Annotated in this window: 17 protein-coding genes; 2 read left to right on the top strand and 15 right to left on the bottom strand. The window is 67.7% G+C overall.

What is annotated here, in order from left to right; translation table 11 throughout:
* Positions 1 to 14: 14 nt before the first annotated feature.
* From FBY39_RS10160 to FBY39_RS10125, 8 genes are all read right to left on the bottom strand, one after another.
* Entirely contained in the window at positions 15 to 1853 is a 1839-nt protein-coding gene (locus FBY39_RS10160; protein WP_260837626.1) for an amidase family protein, read from the bottom strand.
* A 92-nt stretch (positions 1854 to 1945) separates the two neighbouring features.
* Positions 1946 to 2641, bottom strand: coding sequence for a cohesin domain-containing protein (locus FBY39_RS10155; RefSeq protein WP_141932192.1), 696 nt, complete (start codon positions 2639 to 2641; stop codon positions 1946 to 1948).
* Between the two features lie 145 nt (positions 2642 to 2786).
* Positions 2787 to 3485 (bottom strand): NAD-dependent deacylase, encoded by a 699-nt coding sequence (locus FBY39_RS10150; protein WP_141934083.1) that lies wholly within the window; start codon positions 3483 to 3485, stop codon positions 2787 to 2789.
* Positions 3485 to 5008 carry an ATP-dependent DNA ligase gene (locus FBY39_RS10145; protein ID WP_141932191.1) on the bottom strand — a complete coding sequence of 508 codons (1524 nt, stop codon included), beginning with the start codon at positions 5006 to 5008 and terminating at the stop codon, positions 3485 to 3487. The genes FBY39_RS10150 and FBY39_RS10145 overlap by 1 nt, the downstream gene beginning before the upstream one ends.
* Before the next feature lie 39 nt (positions 5009 to 5047).
* Entirely contained in the window at positions 5048 to 5440 is a 393-nt protein-coding gene (locus FBY39_RS10140) for a hypothetical protein (RefSeq protein WP_141932190.1), read from the bottom strand.
* Positions 5437 to 6309: an LLM class flavin-dependent oxidoreductase gene (locus FBY39_RS10135; RefSeq protein WP_141932189.1), complete on the bottom strand. Its 873-nt coding sequence runs from the start codon at positions 6307 to 6309 to the stop codon at positions 5437 to 5439. Before FBY39_RS10135 ends, FBY39_RS10140 begins: the two co-directional genes overlap by 4 nt.
* Positions 6310 to 6344: 35 nt before the next feature.
* A complete protein-coding gene (locus FBY39_RS10130; RefSeq protein WP_141932188.1) occupies positions 6345 to 8897 on the bottom strand; it encodes an ATP-dependent Clp protease ATP-binding subunit in 2553 nt (850 codons plus the stop codon).
* A 139-nt stretch (positions 8898 to 9036) separates the two neighbouring features.
* Entirely contained in the window at positions 9037 to 9501 is a 465-nt protein-coding gene (locus tag FBY39_RS10125; protein WP_141932187.1) for a DUF3817 domain-containing protein, read from the bottom strand.
* A 63-nt stretch (positions 9502 to 9564) separates the two neighbouring features.
* Here FBY39_RS10125 and FBY39_RS10120 point away from each other — a divergent pair, with 63 nt between their 5' ends.
* Positions 9565 to 10668: a class I SAM-dependent methyltransferase gene (locus FBY39_RS10120; RefSeq protein WP_141932186.1), complete on the top strand. Its 1104-nt coding sequence runs from the start codon at positions 9565 to 9567 to the stop codon at positions 10666 to 10668.
* A gap of 3 nt (positions 10669 to 10671) precedes the next feature.
* Here FBY39_RS10120 and FBY39_RS10115 read toward each other — a convergent pair whose 3' ends face one another.
* From FBY39_RS10115 to nrdH, 7 genes are all read right to left on the bottom strand, one after another.
* On the bottom strand, positions 10672 to 11049 hold the full coding sequence (locus FBY39_RS10115) for a PLDc N-terminal domain-containing protein (RefSeq protein ID WP_141932185.1): 378 nt from the start codon (positions 11047 to 11049) through the stop codon (positions 10672 to 10674).
* A 36-nt stretch (positions 11050 to 11085) separates the two neighbouring features.
* Positions 11086 to 11460 carry a hypothetical protein gene (locus FBY39_RS10110; RefSeq protein WP_186337008.1) on the bottom strand — a complete coding sequence of 125 codons (375 nt, stop codon included), beginning with the start codon at positions 11458 to 11460 and terminating at the stop codon, positions 11086 to 11088.
* Positions 11460 to 11789, bottom strand: coding sequence for a hypothetical protein (locus FBY39_RS10105; RefSeq protein WP_141932184.1), 330 nt, complete (start codon positions 11787 to 11789; stop codon positions 11460 to 11462). Before FBY39_RS10105 ends, FBY39_RS10110 begins: the two co-directional genes overlap by 1 nt.
* 250 nt (positions 11790 to 12039) lie before the next feature.
* Complete coding sequence (nrdF, locus tag FBY39_RS10100; protein ID WP_141932183.1) at positions 12040 to 13014, bottom strand: class 1b ribonucleoside-diphosphate reductase subunit beta; 975 nt, start codon at positions 13012 to 13014, stop codon at positions 12040 to 12042.
* Positions 13015 to 13048: 34 nt separating this feature from the next.
* Positions 13049 to 15211 (bottom strand): class 1b ribonucleoside-diphosphate reductase subunit alpha, encoded by a 2163-nt coding sequence (gene nrdE / locus FBY39_RS10095; RefSeq protein WP_141932182.1) that lies wholly within the window; start codon positions 15209 to 15211, stop codon positions 13049 to 13051.
* Positions 15193 to 15627 (bottom strand): class Ib ribonucleoside-diphosphate reductase assembly flavoprotein NrdI, encoded by a 435-nt coding sequence (gene nrdI, locus FBY39_RS10090; protein WP_141932181.1) that lies wholly within the window; start codon positions 15625 to 15627, stop codon positions 15193 to 15195. Before nrdI ends, nrdE begins: the two co-directional genes overlap by 19 nt.
* A 6-nt stretch (positions 15628 to 15633) precedes the next feature.
* Positions 15634 to 15864, bottom strand: coding sequence for a glutaredoxin-like protein NrdH (gene nrdH / locus FBY39_RS10085; RefSeq protein ID WP_141932180.1), 231 nt, complete (start codon positions 15862 to 15864; stop codon positions 15634 to 15636).
* Positions 15865 to 16268: 404 nt separating this feature from the next.
* Here nrdH and FBY39_RS10080 point away from each other — a divergent pair, with 404 nt between their 5' ends.
* Positions 16269 to 17489, top strand: a complete 1221-nt coding sequence (locus tag FBY39_RS10080) for an MFS transporter (RefSeq protein ID WP_141932179.1) — start codon at positions 16269 to 16271, stop codon at positions 17487 to 17489.
* Positions 17490 to 17566 lie beyond the last annotated feature (77 nt).

Below are 17566 nucleotides of genomic sequence, written 5' to 3'. Positions count from 1 at the left end.
CCGTTCGCTTTGCTTTAGCCGAGCGCGGGGTACAGCGCCGGCGTCGTGCGGTGGTGCGTCGCCTGCTCGTACGAGTACGCGAGGCCGAGCAGATCGCCTTCGGCGAAGTCGCGCCCGAGGAACTCGATGTTCGCGCCTCCCCCGGGGATCGGCTCGGTGGCGTTCGCCTGACCCATCGGCACGGTCACGGCGGGCATACCCGTGTTGGGGCTCAGGCGCATGTTCGTGCCGATCGTCCCGTAGGGGTTACCCGTCGGGTAGACGATCGCGTCGAGACCCTGTGCGTTCATGAGGTCCGTCACGATCTGCTTTCCGCGCGCGAGCTGCGTCGTGTGCGTGCCCTCGGGGCCCGCCCACGCCTCGTAGGCCTCGGGGGTGACGAGGGAGCGTGCGACATACGTCGCGTTCGCCGGATTCGACGCCGTGACACCCCGACTCGGGATGATGTTCGGCGACTGGCTGATCTGCGCGAGGCTGCGGGCCGCGACAGAGGGGTTCAGGTACGAATCGATGTAGTTCTGCAGATCGTGGTTGAACTCCGGACCTGAGCCGCTGCCCTCAGCAAGGATCGCGGCCCACCCCTCGGGCGCCGTCAGTTCGACGACCGTCGCGCCCTGGGCGCGGAGGTCCTCGAGGGCGGCGTTGAAGAGGCGCACAGTGCTGGCGTTACTGCCGATCATGGCGGGGACGTAACCGATCGTTGTGCCCTCGAGCGCCGAGGCGTCGAGCGAGGCCGTGTACGACTCGGGGACGAGTCCTGCCTGACGCGCCGTGATGGGGTCTGCCTCGTCGACACCGACGACGGCATCGAGCGCGACCGCCGCGTCGAGCACGGACCGAGCCATGGGCCCACCCGTGTCCTGCGAGAGAGCGAGTGGAACGATGCCGTCACGGCTCGCGAGACCGACCGTCGGACGCACACCCACGAGCTGGTTGTAGTTCGACGGGATACGGATCGACCCGCCCGTGTCGGTGCCGAATCCGAGCGCGGCGAAGTTCGCCGCGATGGACGCGCCCGTGCCACCGCTCGAACCACCCGCGTTCCGCCCCGTGTTGTACGGGCTCGAGACATCGAGGGTCGATCCGGCCGGCTGGCCCGCGCTGAAGGTCGACGAGAGGTTGACAGCGAACTCGTCCATGCTCGCCTTCGCGAGGATGACTGCACCCTCTGCCCGCAGGCCTTCGACCATCGTCGCGTCGGTCGTCGTCTGGTTGGCGTCCCAGCATCCGCAGCCGGCGGTCGTCGGCATGTCGAGGGTGTTGTAGTTGTCCTTGAGCGCGACGGGGATGCCGAGCAGCATGCTCGTAAGGCCGCTCTCCGCCCGCTCGGCGTCAGCCGCGGCAGCGGCGGCGAGCGCCGTCGTCGCCCCGACCGTCACGATCGAGTTGAGCGGACGCTCCCCTCCCTCCCGCACGACGCGGTCGTACGCGGAGATCCGGTTGATGTAGGCCTGCGTGATCTCGACCGACGTCGTGACGCCGGCGTTCATGGCGGCCTGCATGTCGATGACGCTGGCCTCGACGAGCTCGAAGGGACCGTCGTCGTAGATGATGCGCTGCGAAAGCCCCGCGATGTCGGCGACCGTGAGGACACCGTCGTCGTCGACATCGATCGCCTGGAGGCCGGGCCACGCGGCATCCGTACTCGTGGTCCCGAGAGCCGCGACCGCGACCGCGAGATCGTCCGTGTCGACCAGCTCGTCGCCGGTGAGGTCGAGCTCGGTGTAGAAGGGCATGAGGAAGGGCGCAGATGCAGCCTCCTCGACCGCGACGGCCGGAGTCGACACGGCGAACGCCGAGACGGCGGCCGCGGCGGAGGCGATCGCCAACGCTCGCGTGATGGGAGTTCTCACCGCAGAAATCCTTTGGTTTGTGGAGGGGAGGCGGTTTGTGGAGGGGAGGCGGTTGGTAGAGGAAAGGGACGACGGGGCGGAGCGCTGCAGAGTCATCGGTTGACCGCCCGTCGGCGAAGGACGAGCACGGCACCGGCAGCGATGAGCGCGGCCGCGAACACACCGACGACGGTCCAGACGCCGGCATCCTGACCTGTCACGGCGAGGGGCTGGGATCCGCTTCCTGCGGCCGATCCGTCGACGGGTGCCGCCGTGGCGGATGCCGTCGGAGTCGGAGTCGGGCTCGGTGCCTCGACGACAGTCGTCGTGACATCGATCGTGCCCTCGAGCGAGATCGTCTCACTGGTCGAACTGGAGAACGTGGCGGGACCCACCGTGATGGGGGTCGCACCGGCGCCGATCGCACGCAGCGTGAAGACGACGAGCTCCTGCGAACCCTCGAGCCCGGGAGACGTGCCCAGGCGCGTGTGCGTGAATGTGATCGTGCCGTCTCCCTCATCGACGGCGTCGAATCCCCCGGCGGGGAAGACGGCGCTTCCTTCGCTGAACGCGAAGAGGGTGGGGTCGATCGCCACCGTGACGGTGTAGGCGTAGAGGTCCGTCGCGTCGGTCACCGCGATGGCCACCTCGACGTCGTCGCCCACGTCGACGGATTCCGGAGCGGAGACGGACAGTTCGTCGATCTCGGGCGGTGCGGCGAGCGCTGCCGGCGCGAGCGCGATCGAGGCGCCGGCGAGCGCGAACGCTGTGGCGAATGCGGCGGTGACACGCGCGAGAGCGTGGGTCATCCGCCGTCGGGAGGAGTTTTCAGGCATGCGGAAGCAGGTCCTTCGGGAAAGAGGGCTGCTGGCGCGACGGGCTGATGCCGTCGCATCAGCGCGCCCGGGAGGGTCGGATGCCGCGACTCTTCCAGCCCCGTATTTCCTGCCCGTTTCAGCGTGTGTCGCGGACGATAAATCGGTCGACCCAGCGCGGCACGACGACGCTGGCGAGGCCCGACCAGACCTCGTCGAAGGGAACGTCGGCGTCGCTCGGTTCGAGGTTCAGCTCGACGGTTCGCGCGCCATATGCGGCGGCGAGCGCGACGTAACCGGCTGCCGGGTACACCGCCCCGGAGGTGCCGATCGAGACGAAGATGTCGCACGACACCACGGCGTCTCCGATGACGTCGAGCCCGTAGGGCATCTCGCCGAACCACACGACGTCGGGGCGCAGCGTCCGCTCCCCACACGCGGGGCACGCGGGTCGATCGAGCAGGTCGGCGTGCCACTCGGGTCGGGCCGCGCACGCACGACACAGCGCTCGGTTCAGCTCGCCGTGCATGTGCATGAGGCGGACACTGCCCGCGCGTTCGTGGAGATCATCGACGTTCTGCGTCACGACGAGAAAGTCATCGCCGAGCGCGCGCTCGAGGCGAGCCAAGGCGCGATGCGCTGGATTGGGGTCCGCCGTCGCTGCCGCGCGGCGGCGGTCGTCATAGAACCGGAGCACGAGGTCGGGGTCGCGCTCGAAGCCCTCGGGGGTCGCGACGGCGTCGACATCGTGCCCCTCCCATAGGCCTCCGGAGTCGCGGAAGGTGCGCAGACCGCTTTCGGCCGAGATTCCGGCGCCGGTCAGGACGACGATGCGCATCACTTGAGGAGCGTGCGCAGCGCCTGGATCGTGTCCGCGTCGGCCGGGGACTTGTCGGGGCGGTATCCCTTGACCCGTGCGAACCTCAGGGCGACACCGCCGGGGTACCGCGTCGAACGCTGGACACCGTCGATCGCGATCTCGACGACCGTTTCGGGTCGAACGTGGACCGCTCCCCCTGTGCGGTGCGTCTCAATCGTCGGGAAGTGGGCCGTCTGCCATCGGAGCAACTCGTCGGTGAGCCCCTTGAACGTCTTGCCGACCATGACGTAGCTGCCGCGATCGCCGAACTCGCCTGCGGGATCGAGGGCGCCGAGGTGGAGGTTCGACAATTGCCCCGCGCGGCGCCCCGACCCCCACTCGACCGCCAGCACGACGAGGTCATACGTCAGGACGGGCTTGACCTTGAGCCACGACTTCCCTCGCCGTCCTGCCGTGTACGTCGAGTCGATCGCCTTGACCATGACCCCCTCGTGGGATGCCGCGAGGGCGTCCTTCGAGAAGAGATCGGCTGCCTCGGGGTCGTCCGTGACGATCGCGGGGATGCGCCACGGAGCGGCGATGCGTTCGAGGGCCGCGAGGCGCTCGGAGAGCGGCTCGTCGAGCAGGTCGGTGCCGTCGAGGTGGAGGACGTCGAAGAACCACGGGCGCAGAGCGACGGTCGAGGCACCGTCTGCTCCGAATCGGGCCATCGTGTCCTGAAAGGGTCGCGGGTCGCCGTCTTCGTCGAGCGAGAGCGTTTCGCCGTCGAGGATGACGCGTTCGACAGGCAGCGCACGGACCACCTCGACGATCTCGGGCACGCGATGTGTGATGTCGGCGAGGCTGCGCGTGAAGACCCGCACGGCGTCGCCGTCACGATGGACCTGGATGCGCGCACCGTCGAGCTTGTACTCGACGGATGCCGCGGTCCCCAGCGACTGCACCGCCTCGCCCGCCGTCGGGGCCGTCGCCGCGAGCATCGGCAGAACAGCGCGCCCGACCTCGAGGCCGACCTCGTCGAGCGCCTCCGCGGGCTGCGTGAGCGCGATGCGTGCTGTCTCTCCGAGATCGCCCGAGAGCATCGCGGCACGCCTGACCGACGTCGCCGGGCGATCGGATGCGCGCGCGATCGCGTCGACGAGCACGCCTTCGAGGGCGCCCGTGCGCAGCTCGCCGCGGATGACGCGCGCGAGGAAGTCCCACTCGCCGGCGGTCGCCGCGGCGGCGAGCGAAAGCAGCTGCGTGCGGCGCACCGTGTTCGATCCCTGCCCCTCGGCGGCGGCGAGCGCCGTGAACGCGCGATCGATGTCGAGCACCCCGAGCGACCCCGTCTCGGGATGATCGACGTCGAGCGTCATGAGCGAACGCCAGCCCACGCCGATCCGCCCCTGCCGGGGTTTCGCGACGAGGATGCCGATCGCGGGGGCGATCTCGTCGACGTCGAGGGCACCGAGGACGTCGGCGAGAGCCGCGACCTTGGCGAGTCGCGAGGACGTCGCCGTCACGGCATCCGTCGCCTGAACGAGTCGCGAGAGGAGCATGACGCCATCCTGCCAGCCGCCCCCGACACGGAGGTGGTGTCAGCGACCGCGCGTCGACCAGAGCGCCCAGGCCACGAGCACGGGTTGGAGGAGGAGACGCACGAACCGAGCGCGGTCGGTACGCATGAGAGGAGCGTCGCGGCCCGTCTGCCACTGGTGCACATTGCCGGGGAACACCGCCACGAAGAAGGCGGCGACGAGGGCGCCGACGCGCCCGCGGTCTTTCGGAAGCGCCACGAGCGCGCCGCCGAGCAGGACCTCGGCGGCGCCTGATGCGACGACGATCATGTCCTTATCGGTGCGGAGGACGCGCGTGGCCCAATCGGGCACGACGATGCGGTAGCCGCGCCGACCCCAGAGGAGGTGTGAGAGACCCGCCGCCACGAGGAGGGCGGCGAGCACCCACCGTGCAACGGTGCGCGCGACCGTCACGACACGACCGCTCGTGCGACCTCGGCCGCGTCGGCGTAGAAGCTCGCGAGATCGCCCTCCCCGACGGCGGGGAGGAGGATGACGGCATCGACGCCGGCGGCGAAGAACGCCTGCGCGCCGCGCGCGACGGCGTCGGGTGCTCCCCAGAGCGCGCGCCCGATGTGGTCGCGGGGCGACGCCTGCCCCGCGAAGTCCGCCCGCACCCGTTCTTCGGCGCCTGATCCGAAGGCGGCGACGACGTAGGCCACGACGTCGTGCTCGCCGTCGCGACCCGCGCGCCCCTCCCGCACCGCCGCGACCTGGGCGGCCAGTTCGTCCGGCGAGCGGCGGCTGTCGAGCACGGTGCCGTCGGCGACCTCTCCGCTCAGCCGCAGCGTCTTGGGTCCTTCGGCCGCGGCGTAGACGCGGGGTGGCACGGGCGGCGGCCAGTCGAGCGCGACGTCGTCCAGCGTGACGTATCGCCCCTCGATCGACACCCGCTCCCCCGCCATGAGTCCGCGGAGCGTGGGCACGTACTCGCGCATGAGTGTCAGCGGCGACGCGACCCGCTCCCCCGCCTGCGCCATCCAGGACTGCACGCCGTGGCCGAAGCCGGGCAGGAAGCGTCCGGGGAAGGTGCGTGCGATCGTCGCGACCTCCATCGCCGAGATGGCGACGTTGCGCAGCGGCATAGGAGAGATCCCGATCCCGACCCGGAGGCGCTCGGTCCAGGCGAGAGCCATGGATGCCGCGGCGAAGCCCGACTGCCGGAAGCAGTCCTCCCACAGCCACAGCTCGGGAAGTCCCGCGTCTTCGGCGGCCGTCACGGCGTCGCGGAAGACCTCGGGAGGGTGGGGATAAGGGCTGAAGATCGCGCCGATGCGGGCCATGCCTCTACTGTGGCATGGCCCGCGGACACGACCGACTAGGCGGCGACGGCGAGCGGCGCTCCGGATGCGACGATGAGGCCGTCCTCGCCGGCATCCACCGTGACATCGCCACCGTCGACGAGCACACCGCTGACGAAGAGCTCGGCGACGCGGTCCTCGACCTCACGCTGGATGACTCGGCGGAGAGGTCGCGCGCCGTACTCGGGCTCGTATCCCGCGTCCGACAGCCAGGCCACCGCGGCGTCCGTCACGACGAGTCGCACGTCGCGCTTCGACAGTCGCGCCTCGGTCGCGCCGAGGAGCAGCCGCACGATGTCGTTCAGCTGCGCCTTATCGAGCTTGCGGAACAGGACGATCTCGTCGATGCGGTTGAGGAACTCGGGACGCATGGCCTCGCGGAGCTTGGCGAACACACGGTCGCGCAAGTCCTTCTCCGAACCGAATCCCGTCGCGCCGCCGCCGTCGGCGAGGAAGCCGATGGCTCCGCCACGTGACGCCAGGAACTCCGAGCCGAGGTTCGACGTCATGACGATGACCGTGTTGCGGAAGTCGATCGTGCGTCCTTGTCCATCGGTGAGGCGTCCGTCGTCGAGCACCTGCAGCAGCAGATTGAAGACGTCGGGGTGGGCCTTCTCGATCTCGTCGAAGAGCACGATCGAGTAGGGGTTGCGCCGCACACGCTCGGTCAGCTGTCCCGCCTCGTCATACCCGACGTATCCGGGAGGGGCCCCGACGAGACGCGACACCGTGTGGCGTTCGCCGAACTCACTCATGTCGAACCGGATGACCGCGGTCTCGTCGTCGAACAGCGACGCGGCGAGCGCCTTCGCGAGTTCCGTCTTTCCGACCCCCGTCGGGCCGAGGAAGAGGAACGATCCCACGGGGCGGTGGGCGTCGCTCATTCCGGTGCGGCTGCGGCGCACGGCCTTGGCGACGGCCGCGACCGCATCGTCCTGTCCGACGACCCGCGCGTGCAGTTCGCCCTCGAGGTCGGCGAGCCGCTCGCGCTCCGTCTCGGTGAGCCGGTTCACGGGGATGCCGGTCGCGCGGCTGATGACCGCGGCGATCTCGGGCTCGCCGACGATCGCTTCGCCGCGCGTCGCGGCACCCGACGCGGTCGCCTCGTCGAGGCGCTGCTGGACATCGGCGATCTCGTCGCGGATGCGTGAGGCCTCCTCGTAGTGCTCCGCCGAGACCGCCGCGTTCTTATCGGCCTCGAGCGTCGCGAGCTTCTCGACGAGCACGCTCACGTCGACCTTCGCGCCGAGCCGCAGACGCAGACGCGCGCCGGCCTGATCGATGAGGTCGATGGCCTTGTCGGGCAGGACGCGCTCCGTCAGGTAGCGGTCGCTCAGCTCGACGGCTGCACGGAGCGCCTCGTCGGTGTAGACGATCGCGTGGTGCTGCTCGTAAGCGGCCTTGAGCCCCCGAAGGATGAGGACGGCGTCCTCGACCGACGGCTCGCCGACGCGGACCGGCTGGAAGCGGCGCTCGAGAGCAGGATCCTTCTCGATGATCCGGTATTCCTTGAGCGTCGTCGCTCCGACGAGGTGGAGGTCTCCGCGCGCCAGACGGGGCTTGAGGATGTTGCCGGCATCCATCGCGCCGTCTCCGCCACCGCCGGCTCCGACGACCGTGTGCACCTCGTCGATGAAGACGATGAGCTCGCCCTCGAGAGACGCGATCTCGTCCATCGTCTTGGTGAGGCGCTCCTCGAAGTCTCCGCGGTACCGCGTTCCCGCCAGCATGGCCGGGAGGTCGAGCGCGATGACGCGCTTGCCGCGGAGCTGCTCGGGGACGACGCCCTCGACGATCGCCTGCGCGAGGCCCTCGACGATCGCCGTCTTGCCGACTCCCGCCTCACCGACGAGAACGGGGTTGTTCTTCGTGCGGCGGCTGAGGATCTCGATGGTCTGCTCGATCTCGTCGGTCCGACCGATGACGGGGTCGAGGCGCCCCTGCTCCGCGCGCGCCGTGAGGTCGTCGCCGTAGGTGTCGAGCATGGGGGTGCCGGATGCCGCGGCATCCGTCCGTGTGTCCGTCTCCGCGCCCGACGAGGTCACCGTCTCGCGGAGACCCTGCGTGAGAGCCTCCGCCGTCACACCGGCGCGGGCGAGGATCTGGCCGGCCGGGGTGTCCTGCGCGAGGACGAGAGCGAAGAAGAGGTGCTCCGGGTCGACGTACGTCGAGCCCGACGAACGTGCGACCTGGAAAGCGTGGAAGAGCGCGCGCTGCACAGAGGGCGTGATGACGGCTCCGTCGACGTCGGCGGGCGCGGATGCCGCGGGGAGACGCTCGTCGGTCGCGGCGACGATCGCTGCGGGGTCGGCACCGATCCGGCTCACGGCCTCGCTCGCGGGCGCCTGCTCGACGAGGACGCGCAGCAGGTGGAGAGCGTCGAGCTCTCGCTGACCGCGCTCGAGGGCGAAACGGCCGGCCTGCTGGAGAAGCTCCTGCGTGCGGGCGCCGAGGAAGCGGCTGAGGTCGATCGAGCGCTCCGCCCGGGAGCGTTCGCCCGCGAGATAGCGGGCGAGGAACTCGTCGAACGAGCCGTTGTCACCGATGGGGGTGGGGAAGTCTTCGGGCATTCCGTGTCTCCTGAAACCTGAGTCAAGGTCTATCAAGTCACAAACTTGAGTGAAACCGTATCAAGTTCAACGGGATGCGATGACGTCTATTCCCCGTCTCGCCGATCGCCCTCGGCGAACGCGTCGACGCGGGCGAACGCTAGTCCTTGCCGCCGGGCGGGCCGATCACGAGGAGGACGACGAAGAGCAGCACGACGGCGAGCGCGATGAGGAGCCCGAGCACCCACGGGCGGCGAAGGAACCAGCGCATGAGGCGGTCGTGCCAAGCGGCATCCCGTCGATCCTCCGTCGGCTCGAGACGCCAGGCACCCCGCAGGCGGCCCGTGCGGTGCAGCCAGATCTCGGTGGGGATCGTCGCGTAGGGGATGACGGCGCTGCCGATCGCGACGATCGTCGGACCTGCGCCCCATCGCTGGTTCTTCGCGACGAGGATCGCCGTCGCGCCGTAGGAAAGGAAGACGAAGCCGTGGATGCCTCCGCCGATCGTCACGGCGATCGCCAGGTCGGACGTCGCGCGCAGGATGAGACCGGTGATCAACAGCGTCCACGAGATCGCCTCCGCGATCGCGAGCGTGCGGAAAAGGGACAGGGGTGTGCGGAACACATCGCTCCTCGGGTCGGTGCCCCTCCAGCCTAGATCGTCGCGCCGGGCGGCTAACGTGGAGCGGTGACGTTCTCGCTCGATGGCCTGCGACGCTGGCCCGATCACGAGGCTCCCGAGCTCGTGGCGACGGATGCCGCGGACCGCCTGCTGCTCGACGAATCAGCGGACGCACGCGCGGGCATCGACGACGGCGACCTCGTCGTCATCGGCGACGACTTCGGGGCGCTCACGCTCGGGTCCGCAGACGCCGGCGCGCGCGGCATCCGGGTGCATCAGGATCCCCTGACGGGCGAGCGCGCTCTCGCCGCCAACGCGGCGGCGTTCGGGCTCACCGACACCTACCGGTCGCTTCCCCTCACGCGCGAGGTCGTCGCGGGCGCGCGCGTCGTGCTGCTGCGACTCCCCCGCTCGCTCGCCGAACTCCGCGACGTCGCGGGACTCATCGCGCTGTACGCCTCTGAGGACGTCGTCGTCTATGCCGGTGGACGCGTCAAGCACATGTCGCTCGGGATGAACGACGTTCTTCGCGAGTTCTTCGGCGTGCTCGATGTCACGCACGCGCGCCAGAAGTCTCGCGTGCTGATCGCCCGCGGGCCGGTCGGCGGACGCGAACCGATCGCGGACCGCACCGAGCACGACGGCCTCGTCGTGCTCGCCTACGGCGGAGTGTTCGCCGGAACGTCGATCGACATCGGGACGCGCCTGCTGCTCGCACACCTGCCCGCCGACATTCCCGACGGCGCAATCGACTATGCGTGCGGATCCGGTGTCATCGCGACGAGCCTCGTGCTCCGGCATCCGACGATCCAGGTCCTCGCGACCGACCGCTCGGCGGCTGCCGTCGCGTCGGCGCGCGCGACGGCGGAGGCGAACGGCGTGGGCGATCGGGTCCGCGTCGTGCGAGACGATCTCCTGGGCATGCAGCCCGACGCATCGACCCGATTCATCGCACTCAATCCCCCGTTCCACTCCGGCGCGGCGGTGACGGAAGACGTGGGTTCGAGGTTCTTCCGCGACGCCGCACGGGTTCTCGTGCCCGGCGGAGAGCTATGGACCGTCTGGAACTCGGGCCTGCCGCACCGATCAGCGCTCGAGCGCGTGGTCGGTCCGACTCAGCAGGTCGCGCGCAACGCCAAATTCACCGTGACGCGCTCGACGCGGCGCTGAGCGTCACGCCGTCGCGCCGCCCTGATCGCGGCGGCGACGTGCGATCTCCTCGCGCAGACGCTCGGCCTCGATCTCCCGCTCGAGGTCTGCCAACTGCTGCTCCGTCGTCCGCGTGTCGCGCGGCGGCGCCGGCGGCGCGGGCGGCGCGGGCGCGGTCCGTGTCGCAGCGCGCGGTGCCGGGCGCGGCATCCGTGGTCCGCCTTCGGGGTACGTCCGTCCCAGCGCGAACCAGAGCGCCGAGCCGATGAGCGGCAGGAGGACGACGATGACGACCCACACGACCCGCGGCAGATGCCGCACTTCGGAGTCGTCTCGCCGGATGATGTCGACGAGCGCGAACACCATGAGCCCGAGGACGAGGAGCGAGAAGAGGAAGGGCATCGGTGTCCGCCTACGGTGTCGAATCTCGGGCGAGGATCAGCGTCGCGTCGACCAGAAGGCCCAGGCGACGAGAACGGGCTGGAAGAACAACCGTACGAGCCGCTTGCGGTCGGTGTCGAGGCCGAACCCGTCGCGCTTCTTCGTGTACTGCTCGATGTTCCCGGGGAAGACGGCGATGAAGAACGCGCTGAGGATCGTGCCGATCGTACGGCGCGACCGGGGCAGCGCCACGAGCGATGCGCCGAGCATCACTTCGACGACACCGGATGCCACGACGACGGCATCCTTGTCCATGACCTTCGTCGTGAAGTCGGGTACCTGAGCCTGGAACTCTTTGCGCGCCCAGAACAAGTGGCTGATTCCCGCGAAGACCATGGCTCCTGCGAGAGCCCATCGGGCGATCGTCCTCATCATGACGCCGGCGGAATCGTCAGCGGACCGGATTCCTCTTCGGGAATGAGCACGATCTCTCCTGTCATCGAGGCCGTGTCGGCCAGTCGGACGAGCCACTCGGGGTTCAGCTCGACGGGATCGGGCGACTCGAACGTGAAGCGCAGAGGAATCGCCGGGTCGACCCAGATCGTCGTACGACCCGGTGCCTGCTCCGTGGAGTGGATCCACGTGACGGTGAAGCTCTCACCTCGGCGAAGCTTCGTCGTGATGACCGTCTTCAAGTGCGACAGCGCACGATCGTCGATGGCGATCGGGTCGCTGATGTGGTCGTACTGGAGCCAGCCCATGCCTTCCACACTAGGGCCCTCCCTCACGCGGGCGGCGAGGGCTGCCCCGCAGCTCGGGGCGCGGTGTGCCATCGCGGGGCGCAGAATTCGCGCCCCGCCGGTCCGAAACACGCCCCGCCCGGGAGGCCACGCTCGGGCAAGTGTGGGCGTACGCGCAAGAATGCCCCCGGCCGATCACCACTCACGGTAATCGGCCGGGGGCCTCTGCTCACTGCGCCGACTGGCAGAACGGGGCGTTTGCCAGGGGTTTCTAGAAGTCCCAGTCCTCGTCTTCCGTCGCCTCGGCCTTGCCGATGACGTACGACGAGCCCGACCCGGAGAAGAAGTCGTGGTTCTCGTCGGCGTTCGGTGAGAGCGCGGAGAGGATAGCGGGACTGACGTTCGTGACGCTCGCGGGGAACATCGCCTCGTAGCCCAGGTTCATGAGGGCCTTGTTGGCGTTGTAATGGAGGAACTTCTTGACATCCTCGGTCAGGCCGACCGAGTCGTACAGGTCCTGCGTGTACTGCACCTCGTTGTCGTAGAGCTCGTACATCAGCGAGAACGTGTAGTCCTTGATGTCCTGACGCTCGGCCTCGGACGCCTTCTCGAGCCCCTTCTGGAACTTGTAGCCGATGTAGTACCCGTGCACGGCCTCGTCGCGGATGATGAGGCGGATGAGGTCGGCCGTGTTGGTGAGCTTCGCCCTCGACGACCAGTGCATCGGCAGGTAGAAGCCCGAGTAGAAGAGGAACGACTCCAGGAGCGTCGAGGCCACCTTGCGCTTGAGGGGCTCGTCACCGCGGTAGTAGTCCATGACGATCCGCGCCTTCTTCTGAAGGTTCGGGTTCTCGACCGACCAGCGGAACGCCTCGTCGATCTCCTTCGTCGAGCACAGCGTCGAGAAGATCGACGAGTAGCTCTTGGCGTGCACCGACTCCATGAAAGCGATGTTCGTGTAGACCGCTTCTTCGTGCGGCGTGATCGCATCGGGGATGAGCGACACGGCACCGACGGTGCCCTGGATCGTGTCGAGGAGCGTGAGCCCCGTGAACACGCGCATCGTCAGCGTCTGCTCTTCGGGTGTCAGCGTGTTCCACGACTGGATGTCGTTCGACAGCGGCACCTTCTCGGGCAGCCAGAAGTTGTTGACCAGGCGGTTCCACACCTCGAGGTCTTTGTCGTCCTGGATGCGGTTCCAGTTGATGGCCTGGACGTGGTCCAGGAGCTGGAGCTTCTCGCTCATCGTTCCTTCTTCTCCAAAATCCCAGGTCAGACCGTCAGAGCGTGCAGGAGACGCACTCGGTCATGTCAGTGCCCTCGAGCGCCATCTGACGCAGACGGATGTAGTAGATCGTCTTGATGCCCTTGCGCCACGCGTAGATCTGCGCCTTGTTGATGTCACGCGTCGTCGCGGTGTCCTTGAAGAACAGCGTGAGCGACAGACCCTGGTCGACGTGCTGCGTCGCGGCGGCGTACGTGTCGATGACCTTCTCGTAGCCGATCTCGTACGCGTCCTGGTAGTACTCCAGGTTGTCGTTCGTCATGAACGCCGCCGGGTAGTAGACGCGGCCGAGCTTGCCTTCCTTGCGGATCTCGACCTTCGCCGCGATCGGGTGGATCGACGACGTGGAGTTGTTGATGTACGAGATCGAACCCGTCGGCGGGACCGCCTGGAGGTTCTGGTTGTAGATGCCGTACTGCTGGATCGAGGCCTTGAGCTCGCGCCAGTCCTCCTGCGTCGGGATGTGGTGACCCGCGAACATCTCCTTGACCTTGTCGGTCGTGGGAACCCACGCCTGGTCGATGTACTTGTCGAAGAACTCCCCTGACGCGTACGTGGAGTCCTCGAACCCGTCGAAGGTCTCGCCCCGCTCGATCGCGATCTTGTTCGACGCCGTGAGCGCGTGGAAGAGCACGGAGTAGAAGTAGATGTTCGTGAAGTCGACACCCTCTTCCGAGCCGTAGTAGACGTGCTCACGGGCGAGGTAGCCGTGCAGATTCATCTGACCGAGGCCGATCGCGTGAGAGCGGTCGTTGCCCGACTCGATCGAGCGCACCGAGGCGATGTGGCTCTGCTGGCTGACGGCGGTGAGGGCACGGATGCTCGTGTCCACCGTCTTGGCGAGGTCACCGCCGTCCATCGCGAGGGCGATGTTGAGCGAGCCCAGGTTGCAGGAGATGTCCTTGCCCACCTGGTTGTACGAGAGGTCCTCGTTGTACGTCGTCGGGGTGTTGACCTGCAGGATCTCGCTGCAGAGGTTCGACATGTTGATCCGGCCCTTGATCGGGTTGGCCTTGTTCACCGTGTCCTCGAACATGATGTACGGATAGCCCGACTCGAACTGGATCTCGGCGAGAGTCTGGAAGAACTCGCGCGCGTTGATCTTCGTCTTCTTGATGCGCGGGTCGTCGACCATCTCGCGGTACTTCTCGGTCACCGAGATGTCGCCGAACGGCACACCGTAGACGCGCTCGACGTCGTACGGCGAGAAGAGGTACATGTCTTCGCCGTTCTTGGCCAGCTCGAACGTGATGTCGGGCACGACGACGCCGAGGGAGAGCGTCTTGATGCGGATCTTCTCGTCGGCGTTCTCGCGCTTGGTGTCGAGGAAGCGCAGGATGTCGGGGTGGTGGGCGCTGAGATACACGGCGCCGGCGCCCTGGCGCGCACCGAGCTGGTTGGCGTAGCTGAAGCTGTCTTCGAGCAGCTTCATGACGGGGATGATGCCCGACGACTGGTTCTCGATCTGCTTGATCGGCGCACCCGACTCGCGGATGTTCGACAGCAGCAGAGCCACGCCGCCGCCGCGCTTGGACAGCTGCAGCGAGGAGTTGATGCCGCGCGAGATCGACTCCATGTTGTCTTCGATGCGCAGAAGGAAGCACGACACGAGCTCACCGCGCTGCGCCTTGCCGGCGTTGAGGAACGTCGGAGTGGCCGGCTGGAAGCGACCCGAGAGAATCTCGTCGACGAGGTTCGTCGCGAGCTTCTCGTCGCCATCGGCGAGCGCGAGGGCTGTCATGACGACGCGGTCCTCGAAGCGCTCGAGGTAGCGCTTGCCGTCGAACGTCTTGAGCGTGTAGCTCGTGTAGTACTTGAACGCCCCGAGGAACGTCTCGAAGCGGAACTTCTTGCCGTAGGCGAAGTCGTTGAGCTGCTGGATGAAGTCGAAGGAGTACTTCTCGAGCACGGCGGGCTCGTAGTACTCCTTCTCGACGAGGTAGTCGAGGCGCTCCTTGAGGGAGTGGAAGAACACCGTGTTCTGATTGACGTGCTGGAGGAAGTACTCCCGCGCGGCGCGCTTGTCGGCGTCGAACTGGATCATCCCGTTCTCGTCGTACAGATTGAGCATCGCGTTGAGGGCGTGATAGTCCATGCCCTCGAACCGCGCCTCGTGCTTGAAATCCGCCTGAGTATCGGTCACTGCAGATGCCACCATCGTTCCAATCCGTCGCTCACGCGATCAACGTCTTCCGGCGTGCCGAACAGTTCGAGCCGATACAAGTGGGGCACGCGGCACTTGCGGCTGATGATGTCGCCGGCGAGGCAGAAGGCCTCGCCGAAGTTGGTGTTGCCTGCGGCGATGACGCCGCGCAGGTTGCTGCGATTTCGCTCGTCGTTGAGGAATCGAACGACCTGCTTGGGCACCGCCCCCTTCTCCTCGCCCCGGCCCTGGCCTCCCCCGTAGGTGGGAGTGACCAGGACGAAGGGCTCGTCGACGATGAGGGGTGCGTCAGAGGAGTGGAGCGGGATGCGTACCGCCGGCAGTCCGAGCTTCTCGATGAAGCGAGCGGTGTTGCCGGAGACGCTGGAGAAGAAGACGAGCAGCGGTGCGCTCGTCGCGACCGTGCTCATCGGGGATCACAGACGCGAGGCGAGCTCGTCGATCTTGTCGGGCCGGAAGCCCGACCAGTGGTCTTCATCGGTGATGACGACGGGGGCCTGGAGGTATCCCAGAGCCTTGACCTGCTCGAGGGCCGCGGGGTCTTCCGACAGGTCGTGGATCTCATACTCGATGCCCTTCGAGTCGAGCGCGCGGTAGGTCGCGGTGCATTGCACGCACGCGGGCTTCGTGTAGACGGTGATCGCCATGGTGATCGGTCTCTCCCCTCACATTCGATGATTCCCGGCGGTTCCCCCCACCGGGAGTCCAATACTACATATGGGTACGGACGTTAGATAGCACCACAAGGGCTAGTAGTTACATCCGTGTAGTTTTCCACCGGTCCCTCTCGGTACAACACAGGTTCTCCACCGATTCATCCACAGGTGCGCCATCTTCTCGAAAGCTGAAAAAGGCCTGAATCCGAACGGTTTCGGCCCCCCGCGGGCGGCCGGTTTCACACAGGTTCACGGTAGGCGGGGGTTCCGACATCGGATTCGCCTGTGGACAACGTCCCTGGCGTGTCGCGGCGTGTCGCGGCATCCGATCCCACGCGATGCCCCTCCGCGCCCGTCCGATCCGAAACGGCCCCGCGCCGCGCTAACGTAATCGGGTGTCGGGGTACCGTGATCTTCTGCGCACGCCGGGTGTCGGGCGTATCATCGCCGCACAGTTGACGGCCCGATTCCCCAACGGGATGACGAGCCTCGCGATCCTGCTCCACATCGAGCACGTCACCGGATCGTACGGGTCTGCGGGCCTCGTCCTGGCGGCGACATCGATCGGTCAGGCCATCTCCGGACCCGTCACGAGCCGCTGGATGGGGCGCTGGGGTATGCGCCGCGTCCTGACGGTGACGCTCCTCATCTGCGCCGCGTCGATCGCCGCGATCGCGCTGCTGACCCTCCCGGTCCCTCTCTACATGGTGCTGGGACTCATCGGCGGGCTGTCGACTCCGCCCGTGCAGTCAGCCGTGCGCACCATCTACCCCAAGATGGTCACGGCCAGACAGCTCACGCCGCTGTTCTCCCTCGACGCGTCGCTGCAGGAGATCATCTGGATCATCGCTCCCGTCGTCGTCACGTTCGTCGGCACCCAGGTGGGGACGGTTCCCGCGCTCCTCCTGATCGTCGCGATCCTCCTGGGCGGCGGCGCGTGGTTCATCCTCTCCCCCGAAGTCGGGCGCGTGCGGATCCCCCGCAGCCGTCGCGGCATCGGACGCGTGCTCGGAAAGCCTCCCGTCCTCCTCGCCACCATCGTCGGGTTCCTTCTCATCGGCGCATGCTCGGCCGTCGAGGCGGGTGTCGTGGCGACCTTCGATCACGGCGGCCTCGAAGCCGGCATCGTGCTGGCCCTCTTCTCCGTGGGAAGCCTCGCGGGCGGCCTGTCGTTCGGACACATCCCGATCGGCCGTTGGGCGATGGCACGCCGCCTCCTCATCGTGACGGTCGGGCTTTCCCTCACGATCGTCTCGCTCGACGTCTGGTGGCTCAGCGGGACGCTCATCCTCGCCGGCATCGGCATCGCACCCGCCCTCGCCGTCATCTTCGCGATGACATCGGCGAGCGTGAAGTTCAGCGAGACCGCCGAGGCCTACGGATGGGTCGGCACGGGACAGCTCATCGGCGCGGCCGCGGGATCCGCCACAGCGGGCTTCCTCATCGACGGCATCGGCGCGACGGGCGCCTACGTCGCGGCGGCCGCCTTCGCCGCGGTCGGCCTCCTCGTCGCGGTCGTCTTCGTGCGCGGATTCCCCGACCTCCGCCACCGTGATGCGAGTCCCCTTCCCGACACCGAGCCGATCTCGACGCTGTCCGGTCCGAGCCCCTCCTGACCCCTGAGCCGCACACGCAGTGGCTCGTCATAGCCGTGCCATAGAAACGGCATAGGGCGGTGGGGTTCTCTCGTTCT

Source organism: Microbacterium sp. SLBN-146 (assembly GCF_006715145.1).
GTDB lineage: Bacteria > Actinomycetota > Actinomycetes > Actinomycetales > Microbacteriaceae > Microbacterium.
The sequence above is the reverse complement of the archived record's forward strand: the minus strand, read 5'-3'. Positions and strand labels throughout refer to the sequence as shown.